The 14,326-nt window shown below is 63.6% G+C and carries 9 protein-coding genes; 3 read left to right on the plus strand and 6 right to left on the minus strand.

The window, feature by feature from the left end:
* Positions 1–12 precede the first annotated feature (12 nt).
* The 6 genes from FFS45_RS34795 to FFS45_RS34820 form a co-directional block, all read right to left on the minus strand.
* Positions 13–2,079 carry a hydantoinase/oxoprolinase family protein gene (locus tag FFS45_RS34795; RefSeq protein ID WP_137959170.1) on the minus strand — a complete coding sequence of 689 codons (2,067 nt, stop codon included), beginning with the start codon at positions 2,077–2,079 and terminating at the stop codon, positions 13–15.
* Between the two features lie 71 nt (positions 2,080–2,150).
* The gene (locus tag FFS45_RS34800; protein ID WP_137959171.1) at positions 2,151–4,025 is read right to left on the minus strand and encodes an ABC transporter ATP-binding protein; all 1,875 of its coding nucleotides are present in this window, start codon (positions 4,023–4,025) and stop codon (positions 2,151–2,153) included.
* Between the two features lies 1 nt (position 4,026).
* Entirely contained in the window at positions 4,027–4,944 is a 918-nt protein-coding gene (locus FFS45_RS34805; protein ID WP_349292339.1) for an ABC transporter permease, read from the minus strand.
* 74 nt (positions 4,945–5,018) lie between these two features.
* Positions 5,019–5,972, minus strand: a complete 954-nt coding sequence (locus FFS45_RS34810; RefSeq protein WP_137959173.1) for an ABC transporter permease — start codon at positions 5,970–5,972, stop codon at positions 5,019–5,021.
* A 182-nt stretch (positions 5,973–6,154) separates the two neighbouring features.
* The gene (locus tag FFS45_RS34815) at positions 6,155–7,729 is read right to left on the minus strand and encodes an ABC transporter substrate-binding protein (protein WP_137959174.1); all 1,575 of its coding nucleotides are present in this window, start codon (positions 7,727–7,729) and stop codon (positions 6,155–6,157) included.
* Positions 7,730–8,277: 548 nt separating this feature from the next.
* A complete protein-coding gene (locus FFS45_RS34820) occupies positions 8,278–9,426 on the minus strand; it encodes a porin (RefSeq protein ID WP_137959175.1) in 1,149 nt (382 codons plus the stop codon).
* A 791-nt stretch (positions 9,427–10,217) separates the two neighbouring features.
* On the opposite strand from FFS45_RS34820, the gene FFS45_RS34825 reads away from it, so the two are divergent.
* The 3 genes from FFS45_RS34825 to FFS45_RS34835 all read left to right on the plus strand — a co-directional run bounded on the left by FFS45_RS34825 (position 10,218) and on the right by FFS45_RS34835 (position 14,182).
* Positions 10,218–12,179 (plus strand): FUSC family protein, encoded by a 1,962-nt coding sequence (locus FFS45_RS34825; protein ID WP_137959176.1) that lies wholly within the window; start codon positions 10,218–10,220, stop codon positions 12,177–12,179.
* A 136-nt stretch (positions 12,180–12,315) separates the two neighbouring features.
* Positions 12,316–13,389 carry a Dyp-type peroxidase gene (locus FFS45_RS34830; protein ID WP_171029836.1) on the plus strand — a complete coding sequence of 358 codons (1,074 nt, stop codon included), beginning with the start codon at positions 12,316–12,318 and terminating at the stop codon, positions 13,387–13,389.
* The gene (locus FFS45_RS34835; protein ID WP_137959177.1) at positions 13,382–14,182 is read left to right on the plus strand and encodes a family 1 encapsulin nanocompartment shell protein; all 801 of its coding nucleotides are present in this window, start codon (positions 13,382–13,384) and stop codon (positions 14,180–14,182) included. The genes FFS45_RS34830 and FFS45_RS34835 overlap by 8 nt, the downstream gene beginning before the upstream one ends.
* Positions 14,183–14,326 lie beyond the last annotated feature (144 nt).

Here is a 14,326-nt window from a genome sequence, read left to right on the forward strand (position 1 = left end):
TCCGGCTCCGTTTCAGTTGGCGCCAACATGACCAAGAATCAGATTGCCCCAGGCATCCACGCGTCCCGTGAAACCGGGCAGCACGCAGGTGGTGCAATCGTCCTGCGCGATAACGGCCGGCCCGGCGATCTGCTGACCGGCCAGCAGTTTGGCGCGGTGAAACAGCGCCGCGTCACGGAACGCGCCGTCCATCCAGACCTTCACCGACGCTTCCGGCACCGGCGCCAGTTCGCTCGCTTCGATGGGCCGCAAGACGGGTTTGGGCGTCACCGAGGCAATCACGAGGCGCAAGGCCACTACCTGGATCTTTGCGTTCAGGTCACTGTGGCCATACAGCCGTGCATGCTCGCGGTGGAACGCTTCGCTCAGCGCGCTCATGTTCCGCTCTTGCAGCCACGCGAGTTCAAGCGGAGTGTCGATCTCGAACGACTGGCCCTTGTAGCGCATGTCCGCCGAGACCGTCATGCGTGCCGCGCGCTCGCCTTCCGCCCGCGCGGACCCGGCCGTCTCGGCCGTTATCCACGCACGCGCCGCGGCTTCCAGCGCACGGGCGTCGTCGCGGAGCGCGTCGAGCGCGGCGGCATCGAGGTCGTAATAGGTGGTCTTGACGAAATCGTTCTTGGTGTCCGCAATCAAACCGCCTAGCGCGCTCAGCACGCCCGGCGTGGTTGGCACGACAATCTGCTCCATGCCGAGCGCACGTGCGAAATAGCACGCCAGCATCGGCCCTGCGCCGCCGAACGGCAGCAGCGAGAAGGTGCGCGGATCGATACCGAAGCGCGAGACAATCCGGCTCACGCCCGCATACATGCCCGACACCGAAACGTTGACGATCGCTTCGGCGGTTCGGTAGATATCGGAACCGAGCCGCTGGGCCAGCGCATCGAGCGCGCGGCAGGCGGCGTCATGGTCGACTTTGACCGAGTTGTAGCCGAGGCTGGCGTTGCCGATCACGCCCATCACGGCAAAGGCGTCGGTGATGGTCGCTCGCGTGCCGCCGCGTCCGTAACAGACCGGGCCGGGGTTCGAGCCCGCGCTTTCCGGCCCAACCTTGAGCACGCCGAAGTCGTCCACCCATGCAATCGAGCCGCCGCCGTCGCCAATCGACGACACCGAGACCGACGGAATATGAATCTGGAAATCGCCGATATATTCGCCGGTCGCGTATTGCGGCTCACCGTCGACGATCAGCGCGACGTCCGCCGTCGTGCCGCCGATGTCGAGGCTCATGCAATGCTTGAGGCCGCACAGTTGCGCAACGTAAGCCGCGCCGATCACACCGGAGGCGGTGCCCGACAGGATCATCTGCACGCAGTTAGTCTTGCCGGTCTCAGCGCTCATTACGCCACCGTTCGACTTGGTGACCTTCATGTCCGCCGCGATGCCGGTTTCGCGCAGCGCGCGCTGCAGCGACGACAGATAGTGCGACACCTTCGGCTGCACATACCCGCCGATCACCGCCGTCGAGGTGCGTTCGTACTCGCGGATAATCGGCCAGACGTCGCAGGAACAGGAGACGAAAAGACCGGGCATGGCACGCGCGATGATCGCCTTGACCTCATGCTCGTGCGCCGGGTTGCGATACGAATGCAGCAGCGCCACCACCACGCCTTCGCAACCCGCACGGCGCAGCCTGTCGAGCGCATCGAGCACACTGCCCTCATCCACCGGCGTCTCGACGCCGCCGTCCGCGGCCAGCCGCTCCACAACGCCGAAGACGCGCTCGCGGGGCACCAGCGGCGCGGGGCGCTTCGACATCAGGTTATACATATCGGGGCCTTTCAGCCGCGCGATATCGAGCACGTCTTCGAAGTGGCGCGTGGTAATCAGGCCAAGCTTCAAGCCCTTGCGTTGAACCACGGCATTGACGCCCACGGTCGTGCCGTGCGTGAAATAGTCAACTTCATGGGGATCGACACCGTAGCGTTCGGCAAGGCCCTCCATGCCGCGCAAGACCTCAGCGCCGGGGTTATCCGGCCGGGAAAACACCTTTAGCGTTTGTAGTTCACCAGTCCCATCATTCAGTACTGCGAAGTCGGCAAACGAGCCACCGATATCCACACCGATTCTCAAGCCCATGAAGTTTTTCCTTTAGATCGGCTCGGGTGAGTTCAGGTTGGGCGAGGCGCCAACGACGCACATGGCCCGGCTCATGCGACTGTGCCTTCGCGCACTGCCGAGGTCTGCTGCAAGCTCAGCAGATCGGGTTCCGTGCGATGGCACAAGACTTCGGCACCGTTCGACAATTGCCGGCGTGCCGGCGCCGTGATGTTGCACAAACCATCCACACGCAACGGGCAGCGTCCAAGGAACGTACACAGCTCCGAATGCTCCGCACGTGGCCCGATGGGCGGCAACTCGCCGTGACAACGGACGGTGGCTTCGTCGAGCCAGCCGGTTCGCAACTCGGGCGCCGACGAGATCAGGAGATCGGCATACGGATGGAACGGCGGCGCGCACAGCGCCTTGCGATCGCCTGCTTCGACACGATGCCCCGAGTACAACACGACAATGTCGTCGCTGATGGCGCGCATCTTGCCGATGTCGTGGGTGATGAACAGGTACGACACGCCCAGCTTGCGTTGCAGATCGGCGAGCAGATCGAGAATCGCCGCGCCCACTACGGTATCGAGCGCCGAGGTCACTTCGTCGCACAGAATCAGGTCAGGTTCGGCCGCCAGCGCTCGCGCCAGGTTGATACGCTGCTTTTGCCCACCCGACAGTTCACCCGAGCGGCGCGTGGCGAGCGCCGCGGGCAGACGCACCAGATCGAGCAGTTCGGCGACACGCTGCCGGGCCCGCTCGCCCTTCATGCCGTGATAGAACGCGAGCGGCCTCGACAGAATCCGTTCAACGGTATGCACCGGATTCAACGCCGTATCGGCATTCTGAAACACGATCTGGATGCGCCGGAACTGCTCCTTGGTGCGCCGGTTCAGGCGGGCGGGCATCGGCTCGCCGTCGAGCAGCAACGAGCCGCCCGCGACCGGCACCAGTCCCGCAATGACCTTCGCCAGCGTGGTCTTGCCGGAACCGGACTCGCCGATCACGCCGACCGTCTTGCCGCGGTGGATTACCAGATCCACGTCGTCCAGAATGCGCGCAGCGGGAAAACCCTTTGCATCGACCTTGCCGTAACCCGCTACCAGACGTTTGACCTCCAGCAAGGGCCGTTCGCCGGCGCTGTCGCCAGCCGCGGGCGCGACCTCAGGGCGCGCGCCGCGCGGTGTCGGCATCACCGCGGCAATCAGGCTCTGGGTGTAGGCATGGGCCGGCGCACTGAGAATCTGCGCCGTGCCGCCCACCTCGCGGATTTCGCCGTCGCTCAGCACGACGATGCGATCGGCCATCTGCGCGACCACCGCCAGGTCGTGCGACACGTACACCGCCGTCGTGCCGAGCTCCTTCACGACCCGCTTGAACGCCTGCAACACGTCAATCTGCGTGGTGACGTCGAGCGCCGTGGTCGGCTCGTCGAGAATCACCAGCTCGGGGTCCGTAATCAGCGCCATGGCCGCCAGCAGGCGTTGCAACTGTCCGCCCGATACCTGGTGCGGATAACGCTTGCCGATCCGCTCCGGGTCGGGCAGCGCCAGCGCGCGAAACAATTCGACGGCTTTGGCCTGCGCCGCCGCCTTGCTCATGGTGCGATGGATCAGCGCGCTTTCGATTACCTGATCGAGAATCGTGCGCGCCGGATTGAAGGCCGCCGCCGCGCTTTGCGCAATGTAGGCAACCTTGCGGCCGCGCAGCGAGGCAAGCGCCTCGGGCGACAAGGCCCGTACGTCGCACTCGCCCACCCGGATCGAGCCGCCGGCAATCCGGCAGCCGGTGCGCGCGTGTCCCATCAGCGACAGTGCAATCGTCGTCTTGCCCGAACCGGATTCGCCGATCAGCGCGAGCACCTCGCCGCGCGCCACCGTAAAGTCGATATCGTGCACGATGGTGGTCTCGGGCCGCCCTTCACTGCTGCCCACTACGCGCAGGCCGCGCACTTCAACGAGGTTGTCGTGGGTCGTATTCATCTCAACGAGCCTCCGCGGCACGACGCAAACGCAGACGCTTGCCACGCCCAGGCAGACCGTCGATCAGCAGGTTGACGCCGACCGTCAGGATGGCAATCGCAATCGCCGGCATCAGCACCACGGGCGCGCCGTCGCCGAGTCCCGCGATGTTTTCCCGCACCAGCGAGCCGAGGTCCGCATACGGCGGCTGCACGCCCAGGCCAAGGAAGCTCAGGCTGCTCAGCAGCAGCACCACGAACACGAAGCGCAGGCCAAGATCGGCGAGCATCGGATGAATCATGTTCGGCAGGATTTCCACGCAGCAGATATAGATGGCGTTTTCGCCGCGCACCTTCGCCACCTGCACATATTCGAGCGCGCTGATGTTCACGGCCAGTGAACGCGCAATGCGATAAGCGCCCGGCGTGTAGCTGATTCCTGCCGTCAGCACCAGCAAGGTCAGTGACGAACCGAATGCCGCCACGATCATCAACGCAAACATCTTGGTCGGAATCGAACTCACTGCATCGAGCACGCGGCTCATCGTTTCATCCACCGCACGGCCCGCGACCGCGGCCAGCAGGCCCAGTCCGGTGCCGCACAGGGCGGCGAACATGGCTGCGGCGAGCGCCAGCAGCACAGTAAGGCGCGTGCCGTACATGATGCGGCTCAGCATGTCGCGGCCCAGGTAGTCCGAGCCGAGCGGCAGATGGGCGCTGAACGGTGCGAATACATCCTGCGTGACAATCGCGCCTACCGGGTACGGCGCGAGCGACGGCCCGAAGATTGCCACCACCAATGCGAGCGTCACCATGGCAGCACCGATCCACCCGCTCAACGAGAGTGCCGGCACACGGCGCGAGCGGCGCACAGGCCGTTTGGCCGGCGGCGGCGGCGCAGAACCGCCGCCGGGCGGCACGGGTGAATCGGGAGCGGGCATGGCAGAACTCCTTCTGAGCGCCGCATCGGCATGCGCCGGCAGGCCTGAATTGACGGGGGACGTGTGGGGAATGTTCATGTCCGCAGCCTCGGGTTGGAAACGATCGCGCACAGGTCCGCCAGCAGCACCAGAATCAGATAGCCGAGGCAGAAGATCAGCGTGCAGGCCTGTACCAGCGGCATGTCGCGATTGCTGACCGCGTCCACCATCAAACGTGCGAGGCCCGGATAGTTGTAGATCGTCTCGACGATGATCACCCCGCCCAGCAGATACGACAGGCTCAGCGCCACCGCATTGGCAATCGGGCCGATCGCGTTCGGCAGCGCGTGCAGCAACACCACGCGCGCCGGGCGGGCGCCCTTGAGAATCGCCATCTCCACGTACGAGGAGCCGAGCTGCTCGATCACCGCCGCCCGTGTCATGCGCGCCATCTGCGCGATGATCACGCAGCACAGCGTAATGACCGGCATCGCATAGGCGCGCATGAAGTGCTCGAAACTGTCGATCTCGCCGCCGTACGACAGGGCCGACAGCCAATGCAGCTTGACCGCGAACACCAGCACCGCAAACGTGGCGATCAGAAACTCGGGCGTCGCCACCAGCGCCAGCGTACCGAGACTGACAATGCGATCGAGCAGCGAGCCGCGCTTCACCGCGGCGAGGATGCCCAGAGAAATCGCAATCGGCACCGAGACGAGCGTCGTGATGGCGGCAAGTTCGAGCGACTTCGGCAAGCGGCCGGCAATCATCTCGCTGACCGGCAGGCTGCTCGACAGCGACAGTCCAAAGTCGCCGCGCAACAGGCCCGTGAGCCAGTGCAGATAGCGCAGGTAGGCCGGCTGATCGAGGCCGAACTGCAGCCGCAAGGCAGCGATTGTTTCAGGCGTCGCCGCCTGGCCGAGCGCCTGTTGCGCGGCGTCGCCGGGCAGCAGGTTGGTAATCGTGAAGATGATCATCGACACGATCAGCAGAATCAGCAGCGTCAGCGCAATGCGCCTGACGATCAACGCTGCAACGGTCTGGTTCATCGCACGGGCCTCCTCGGAGGAATGCAGGGGCCGGCGGCGAAGCTCGCGCTCCACCGCCGGAAAACCGGATAGACCGGACAAGCCGGATAAGCCAGGTTGCCAGCCAACCGGCGGGTACCCAACCGGTACTCGGCGAATCAGCGGCGGATGACCGGCCAGCCGCCCGGCAAGCGTCTAGCGGATCAGGCTTCCCACCAGACGTTCTCGGCAAACGAAAAGCCCATCATGCCGCCGGTCGGAATCGAGCCGAGCCCCTTGAGGCGCTTGTCGTAACCGTCGAGCAGGCTGATGAACGACGGAATGCCGATACCGCCCTGGTTGCTGACGATGGTCTGCATATCAGCGTACATCTGCTTGCGCCTGGCGTCGTCGGTTTCGGCGCGCGCCGCGAGCAGCAACTGGTCGAACTGCGGGTTCTTCCAGCCGGATTCGTTCCACGGGGCATCCGATTTGAAGAACTGTGTGAACAGCACGTCGGCGCTGGGACGCGGATTGATGCTGCCGAACCCGAGCGGATGCTTCATCCAGTGGTTCGACCAGTAACCATCGGGCGGTACGCGATTCACCGTCAGGTTGACGCCGATTTTCTGCGCCGACAACTGCATCATCTCGGCCATTTCGATCGAACCGTTGGCGTCCGAAGTCGCGTAGACCGGCGGCAGCGCCAGACCCACGGCGCCGGCTTTCTGCAGATAGAACTTAGCCTTGTCCGGGTCGTACGGGCGCTGCGGCAGACCGGCAAAGTAGTAGCGATGGCCCGGAGGAATCGGCTGATCGTTGCCGATCACCGCATAGCCGCGGAACACCGCCGTGCGGATCTGCTCACGGTCGAACAGGTACTTCATGCCCTGCACGAAGTCCGGGTTGCCGGTGAGCGGATTGTCGCGCCGCATGATGAGGTCGGTGTAGAGACCCGATTTGGTCTCCTTGATCGCATAGCCGGGTGTCGACGCCACGCGCTGCGTCGCACGCGGATCGACCGCGCTGATCAGATGCACGTCGCCCGAGAGCAACGCGTTCACACGCGCCGAGTCGTCGCCGATGCCGATCAGTTCCACCTCGTCGAGGTAGGGCTTGCCCGGACGCCAGTAGTTGTCGTTGCGCGCGCCCACCGTGCTGACACCCGGCTTGAAGGTCTTGAGCTTGTACGGTCCGGTGCCCACCGCCGTCGAAAAGTCCGTGGTGCCGTCCTTGATGATGACGAGCTGCGGCGTGGCGAGAATCGCCGGCAAGTCGGCGTTCGGCACCGTCAGCGTGATCTGCACTTCGTCCGGGCCGCTCGCCTTGACCTCGTCGAACTGGTCGGCCACCGACTTCACTTTCGAAGCCGTCGCCGGGTTCTTGTGGCGCATCAGCGAGTACGTCACGTCGGCGGGCGTCAGCGCCTTGCCGTCATGGAAGGTCACGCCTTTGCGCAGCTTGAGGGTCCAGACCTTGGCGTCGCTGCTGCTGAACGACTCGGCCAGCGCCGGCTGCGGCGTCAGGCTGCTGTCGAACTGCGTAAGCCCGCTATAGAACATGAAGAAGCGGATGTAATCGGCGCCGGTCGAGCCCTTGGCCGGGTCCAGCGTGTCCGCGGTCGAGCTGGATTCATAGGCAGCCCGAACCTTGCCTCCCTTCTTCGGCGTGTCGGCGAACGCGCTGGTCGCGCCGGCCAGCATCCCGGTAGCGCCCGTGGCCAGCATGCCGCCCGCGGCCAATACACGCATCATGTCGCGGCGGCTGAAACCGGCTCGTTTGATTTCGTCGTCGTTCATGGACTCTGCTCCTGGGACCAAGGAAGAATGAATCTGGGTTGTATTGGACTGCTTGCCCCGTCTAGGTACGAAACGTTGCGGGTTGAATGAATTTAAGCACCGCAAAATTAACGGAATGTCCTGATTCGGCATCGCCTGCAAGCGAAACGAATCGTTTTGATGGCGCTTCACAGCATGAATTGCTGTGCGCGTGAAGGCATGCGGCTCTCAGGCCGGTGGGATGGGCGTTGCAGGGATTGCGCGGCGCGCGGAGGCGGGCTGCGGGGCTTTGCGCGGGTATTCCCGAACGCGTGAAGGCGCCTCGGATGGCAGTTATCAGCCGCAGGTCAGCCGTAGAAAGCGCCTGAAAGGCAGAATTAAACGTTTACTGCGGCCCGCGGCAGCATGATATGCCGCGTTCGCAACGGCAGGCCTCGACGCGCCACTCTGCCGCAACGCGATCGCTCAAAAAAAAGCTCACCGCACATCTTTCAATGCACGATGAGCCGACTAAAGACATCACGTCACACGGATCGCGTCACGTAATGCCGCGTGGTGGAGCAAAAAATTTAGAACTGGTGGCGCAGGGCAACACGAACGACCGTCTGGTTCGAGTTCGAGGACGGTGCGTCGGTACCGAGCACAAAACCGCCGTCGAGAACCGAGTTCGTCTTGTCGCCGCCCACGTACTGGTACACGCCCTGGATGTAGACGTCGGTGCGCTTCGAGAGGTTGTAGTCAGCCATCAGGCCGGCTGTCTGAATCTTCGGCTTGACGTTGCCCGTCGACGCATCGAAGTTTTCGAGCGTGTAGACATATTCCGCGCCAACGTAGAACGCCGGGGTGATCTGGTACTTGCCGTTCACTTCGAAGTTCTGGAACTTCAGGGTATTCAGCGTTGCGCCCGTTACGAGGGGAGCGGTCGTGCTGATATAGCCGTTCGCCGTCGGGTTCTTATAGTTCGAGTTGGTGTACGCAAAACCCACCGTAGCCGGGCCGAACGTGTAGTTGATACCGGCGCCGAACACGCGCATGCGCTCGGCGATGAAGCTGGCGTCGTTGGTGGTGATCGCACCGCCGGTGGTCACGCCGGGATTGTCGGCTTGCATATAGGCGGCTGCCACCAGCAGGCCGCCGTTGGTGTACTGGCCGCCGAAGCTGTAAGCACGGTCGTTGGCAAAGTTGGTGTCGTTACTGAACGCATACGCGCCGCCGAACTGGAAGCCGCCGATATTCGGGCTCGCGTACTTGACGGCGTTGTCCAGACGGAACGAGTTGTCGGTGTTGTCGTTGTCGTACGGGTGGGCGAACAGATAGCCGGCCCAGTTGCCGTTAGCCGTGGTTTGCGCAAGATAGTCGACCACGGAGTCATACTGGCGGCCGAACGTGAGCGTACCGTAGGTAGCGTCAGCCAGGCCCACGTAGGCCTGACGGCCGAACTCGCGGCCGCCTTCGGCGAGTTTGCCGGTGTTCGCGTCAAAGCCGTTTTCCAACTGGAAGATCGCCTTCAGGCCGCCGCCCAGATCTTCCGTGCCCTTGAGACCCCAACGGCTGCCCTGTGCATAGCCGCTCTCCATTTCGTACGCAGCGTGGCCGCCGACGTTGCTTGTGTAGTTAAAGCCTTCGTCGATCACGCCATACAGCGTAACGCTGCTTTGAGCGAATACAGGGGCGGCAAATGCTGCGGATACAGCCAGTGCAATGACTTGCTTTTTCATTACGATCTCCGGGCTCTTGAATATTTAAAGAAGCGTTTTTCGAACTGCCATTGCGGGTCAACGGCAAACTCGGTTGGCAATTGCGGGTTTGGAAACTCACAACGGAACGGATGCTTGCACGCCGTTAGTGGGTCGTCCATCCGGACACGACGCGAAGCGAAGAAAGCGTTGTGAAATACCAACCGGAAGAGATGCAATCCTCAGGATTGACTTCGCCATAAGGCCTTGAATGAAGTCATTTCCGCGCTTTGCCACCGTTGTTCAGGCTTGCGCAATGCACAAAATCAGGATCATCGAAAAGCTCGCTTCAGTTAAATGATCGATCTAATCAATTTGATAAGGATGGCGTATTAATTGCCAATGAATAATGGGCAGATTTCGTTTTTTGCGATCTCGCCCGGCAAGCCGTCGACTCCTCTGCGCGTCTGCGGTTGACATCACTCTTTTAGACGCTCCCGGCCGAGTACGGAATCGACCCTGGCTATTCGCCCCGTCAGACACCTTTCAAAATGCCTTCATCCGGCACCGGAAATTTGTCTCACTTTTCTGGACACAGCCAATTTTGAGCAGATATGATCCGGGAAAACCCGAACATGCCGCCGCTCCGCAGATGCGTTTCCCTGCGGCCGATGCGGTCATGCGCGGGTTGTCGTTTGTCGTCGAACGGCCTGTTAGCCGGTGATCCCGGCTGACAGGCCAGTTCGTCGGCCTGAAGCAAGCGGGTCTCACGCCCGTTCTGTCGCAGTCGGCCAAAAGCCGGTCTCGACCTCTTAGCCTGGATATCATCGATCATGATTGCTGTCGCGTTTTCACGCGTCGCCGGCCGCCTGCTGGTTGCGGACCCCGGACTCATACGCCTGCAGACCGCGTTGCGCGCCGCGCTGGCCTGCCTGTTGAGCGGCATTGCCTGCGTAGCGTGGACGACCGCTCACCACCTGCCGATCACCCTCGCCGCCCTGGGCGTCCTGTTCAGCATGGTCGCGCCGCTGTTCGTGCGCGACGCACGCCGCAGTGCGTGGTTCACCACCCTGCTCTACCTCTATCTGTGTGGTTGCGCGAATTTCGCCGTTGCCGCGGCACTGAGCCGCTATCCGCTTGCGGGCGACGCTGGCTTTCTGCTCGTGATGTTTACCGGCATGCTCTGCCAGGCGTGCGGCCCACGCGCGCTCGGCTGCGCGCTGATCGGCGTCGTCACCTTCTATCTCGGACTGTATCTGCGCCCGAGCGCGCTCGAGGCCGGGCAATCGCTGGCTCTATCGCTTGCCGGTCCCGCGATGGTGGCGCTGGTCGGGCGCGTGCTCGTCCCCATGCAGACAGCGCGGACCTTGCGACTGGCCGTGCATACCGTCACGCTGCGCGCCGAGCGCGTGCTGGCCGCCGCGCGCACGGCACACGCGCGAGGCATGGCCGCCGCGGTGCGCGTCTCCGGGCTGAACGAGGCCGCGCTCGCGCTCGAAGAACAGCTCGCGCTGCTCAATCCGCCCGACGCGGCCATGCTTCGCGAACGGCTCGTCGAACTGGAAGTGGCGGCCGGCCAGAACAGCTTTGACGCGGCTTCGCTCACGGCTGGGCCTGACCCGCTGCGTCGCGCCATCGAACGGCTCAAGGAGGCCGCCCGGCAGCCACGAGCCGCGTCGAAACAGCCGGTGGCGCGCGGCATGAAAAGCCCTGCCGTATGGTTTGGCGAGATCCGCGCCAAGCTCGCCTGGCTGCCGGCGGCTCGCGCCACCACCGCGGCGCTGCTGGCCATGCTGATCGGTCATTCGCTGTCGCCGGAACGCTGGTTCTGGGCGGTGATCACCACCTTCGTGGTGTTTCTCGGCACGCGCTCGCGCGCCGACACCGTCTACCGCGGCGCGCAACGGCTTGCCGGGACGTTCGCGGGGGCGCTTGCCAGCGTGCTGCTGGCATTGTCGCTGCACGACTCGCCCGCGCTGATGGCCGTAGCGATGGTGCTGTGCGTATTCGGGTGGGCGTACTACATCCTCAACGCCTATGCGCCAGGCGTGTTCTTCATCACCGTGCTGGTCGGCCTCGTCTATGGACAACTGGGCTTTGCGATGGGGCCGCTCGTCGAGCTGCGCATCGAGGAGGTGCTGGTGGGCTGCATCGTCTCGTTTGCCGTCGCGATCCTGATGATGCCGCTCGCGGCCACGCGGCACGTCGAGGCCCGGCTCGCCGCCGTGCTCGTGGCGCTCAGACAGGCGGTGCGGCTCGCAACTATTACAGATGCGGCCACGGATACCGCAGCAGACACCGCAGCGGCAAGCACCGCAATGCGCGCACTCGACCGGAGCTGGCACGACCTGCGAGTCGCCTTGCGGCCGCTGCAAACCCAGCGGGTCTTTGTCTGGAATCCGGGGGTCGAGCTCGCAACCGGCTCGTTGCTCAGTTGCCTGCACTGGGCACGTGTGCTGAGCCGCCGCGATGAAACGACGCATGCGCTCAGGGAAGATAGCGATCCGGTATCGAAGGCTGCGGGCCTCGCGCATGCCGCGTCGATTCTCGCGCGGCTCGATGCCATGATTGCCCGCTATCAGACGAGCGCCGCGGTGCCGGCTACGGGCGAACAAGGAGCGCTGGTGCCCCAAGCCGCCCGATATGCGCCGGGCCTGAGCGCAAGCAACCCCGGCTACGCCCACACGCTCGTGCAACTGGACAGCGCAGTGGCTCAGCTTGCCGAGCGCCTGGCGCACCCCAACGCCAGCATGCACAAACGCTTGAACTGGGCCCTACGCGCGAGGAGCGCGTAACACCTCCCCGTTATAGACTCGGCGCAGCAAAACCCACTCCCTGCTGCGCTTGTCATTCTCAGTTCCTTCAGGTGTTATATCCTGTGGCCCAGTGCCCCGTGGCCCTGCCACTTCCACGCCCTGAAAGGCCGAAGCGATGTCCGACACCCCGATTCCCGCCGCTGTCACCCCTGAACCCCAGGCCGTCTCCACACAAGTGAGGCGCAGTGCGATCTTCATCGTCGCCACCGTCAACCCGGACCCTGCCAGCCACGAAACCGTCCGCGCATGGTGCGCCGATATCGCCGCATTGGTGCGGGCGGTCGGCAAGCGCGTACCGTACGGCGGCCTCTCTTGCGTCTGCGCGTTCAGCTCGGACGCCTGGGATACGCTGTTCGGCGCGCCACGCCCGGCCGGCCTCCACCCGTTCCGCGAATTCGGTTCCGGCGAGCGGCTCGCGATGGCGACACCCGGCGATATCCTGCTGCACATTCGCGCCGACCAGATGGATCTGTGCTTTGAACTGGCCACGCAACTGATGGGCCGGCTCGGCACCGCTGTGACCACCGTCGATGAAGTGCACGGCTTTCGCTTTTTCGATCAGCGCAGCATTATCGGCTTTGTCGACGGCACCGAGAACCCGACCGGCAACGAAGCCGTCACATTCACCGTGATCGGCACGGAAGACCCGGAGTTTGCCGGTGGCAGCTATGTGCTCGTGCAGAAGTATCTGCACAACATGACTGCCTGGAATGCGCTCACGGTCGAAGCCCAGGAGCGCGTGATCGGTCGCACCAAGCTTGCCGATATCGAACTCGACGAATCGGTGAAGCCCACCTGCTCGCACAGTTCGCTCACCACACTCGAAGAGAACGGCCAGGAAATCAAGATCCTGCGCGACAACATGCCGTTCGGCCGGCCGGGTTCCGCCGAGTTCGGCACGTACTTTATCGGCTACGCGCGCTCGCCCGCGCCGATCGAACAGATGCTCGAAAACATGTTTGTCGGCCTCCCGCCAGGCAACTACGACCGGCTGCTCGATTTCAGCCGCGCTGTCACCGGTGGCCTGTTCTTTGTGCCGTCGGAAACGCTGCTCGAAGCGCTGGCCGAGCGCAGCCCCGCTGCTACAGCAAATGCGTCGGACAGCCCCGAATCCCTGCCGTCTGCCGAGTCCGTCAGCGATGGTTCGCTGAAGATCGGCTCTCTCAAAGGAGCACCTCAGCATGAATAACCTGCATCGCGAACTCGCCCCCATCTCTGCGACCGCCTGGTCGGAAATCGAGGAGGAGGTCGCGCGCACCTTCAAGCGTTCCGTAGCGGGACGCCGCGTGGTCGATCTGAAAGGCCCCGGCGGCGCCGGTCTGAGCGCGGTTGGCACCGGTCATCAGTCGGCCATCGTGGCGCCTCAGGAAGGCATCAGCGCACGCCAGCGCGAAGTCAAGGCACTGGTGGAACTACGCGTGCCGTTTGAATTGCAGCGCGACGCCATTGACGACGTGGAGCGCGGCGCGCTCGACTCCGATTGGCAGCCCGCCAAAGATGCCGCGCAAAAGCTGGCCTACGCGGAAGACCGGGCGATTTTCGACGGGTATAAGGCAGCCAATATCGTCGGTATCCGCGAAGGTTCGTCGAACCCCACGCTGCCTTTGCCGGCGAATGTCAGCGACTACCCGGCCGTGATCGCGAAGGCACTCGAACAGTTGCGTCTTGCCGGTGTGGACGGCCCCTACTCGGTCCTGCTCGGCGCCGATGCCTACACGGCGGTCAGCGAGGCGAGCGATCAGGGCTATCCGGTGCTCGAACATCTCAAGCGGCTGGTGAACGGCGAGATTATCTGGGCGCCGGCGATTGACGGCGGCAGTGTGCTGTCCACCCGCGGCGGCGACTTCGAACTGCATATCGGCCAGGATCTGTCCATCGGCTATCTGAGCCATACGGATCAGGTGGTGCGTTTGTACCTGCAGGAGACACTGACCTTCCTGCTGCTGACGAGCGAGGCGTCGGTGGCGGTGCTGCCGGAATAAGCAAATTATCCGCAGGCAAAGTTCTCCACAGTTTTCTTATAGCGGACTGTAGAGAAATGGCTGCGTACCCCATAATTGGGGGGACTTACTATGCGCCAGTAGCGGGTATCCGTCAGCGTGCGTGTCGATTTTTTCTTCTTCGTA

It is taken from the genome of Burkholderia sp. 4M9327F10 (assembly GCF_005503145.1).
Classification (GTDB): domain Bacteria; phylum Pseudomonadota; class Gammaproteobacteria; order Burkholderiales; family Burkholderiaceae; genus Paraburkholderia.

Excerpts from the sequence above, each read along its gene's own strand:
- FFS45_RS34830 (WP_171029836.1), top strand. The coding sequence starts at position 12,316 with ATGTCCGACACCCCGATTCCCGCCGCTGTCACCCCTGAACCCCAGGCC.
- FFS45_RS34825 (WP_137959176.1), top strand. The coding sequence starts at position 10,218 with ATGATTGCTGTCGCGTTTTCACGCGTCGCCGGCCGCCTGCTGGTTGCG.
- FFS45_RS34805 (WP_349292339.1), bottom strand. The coding sequence starts at position 4,944 with ATGCCCGCTCCCGATTCACCCGTGCCGCCCGGCGGCGGTTCTGCGCCG.
- FFS45_RS34800 (WP_137959171.1), bottom strand. The coding sequence starts at position 4,025 with ATGAATACGACCCACGACAACCTCGTTGAAGTGCGCGGCCTGCGCGTA.
- FFS45_RS34835 (WP_137959177.1), top strand. The coding sequence starts at position 13,382 with ATGAATAACCTGCATCGCGAACTCGCCCCCATCTCTGCGACCGCCTGG.
- FFS45_RS34815 (WP_137959174.1), bottom strand. The coding sequence starts at position 7,729 with ATGAACGACGACGAAATCAAACGAGCCGGTTTCAGCCGCCGCGACATG.
- FFS45_RS34810 (WP_137959173.1), bottom strand. The coding sequence starts at position 5,972 with ATGAACCAGACCGTTGCAGCGTTGATCGTCAGGCGCATTGCGCTGACG.
- FFS45_RS34820 (WP_137959175.1), bottom strand. The coding sequence starts at position 9,426 with ATGAAAAAGCAAGTCATTGCACTGGCTGTATCCGCAGCATTTGCCGCC.
- FFS45_RS34795 (WP_137959170.1), bottom strand. The coding sequence starts at position 2,079 with ATGGGCTTGAGAATCGGTGTGGATATCGGTGGCTCGTTTGCCGACTTC.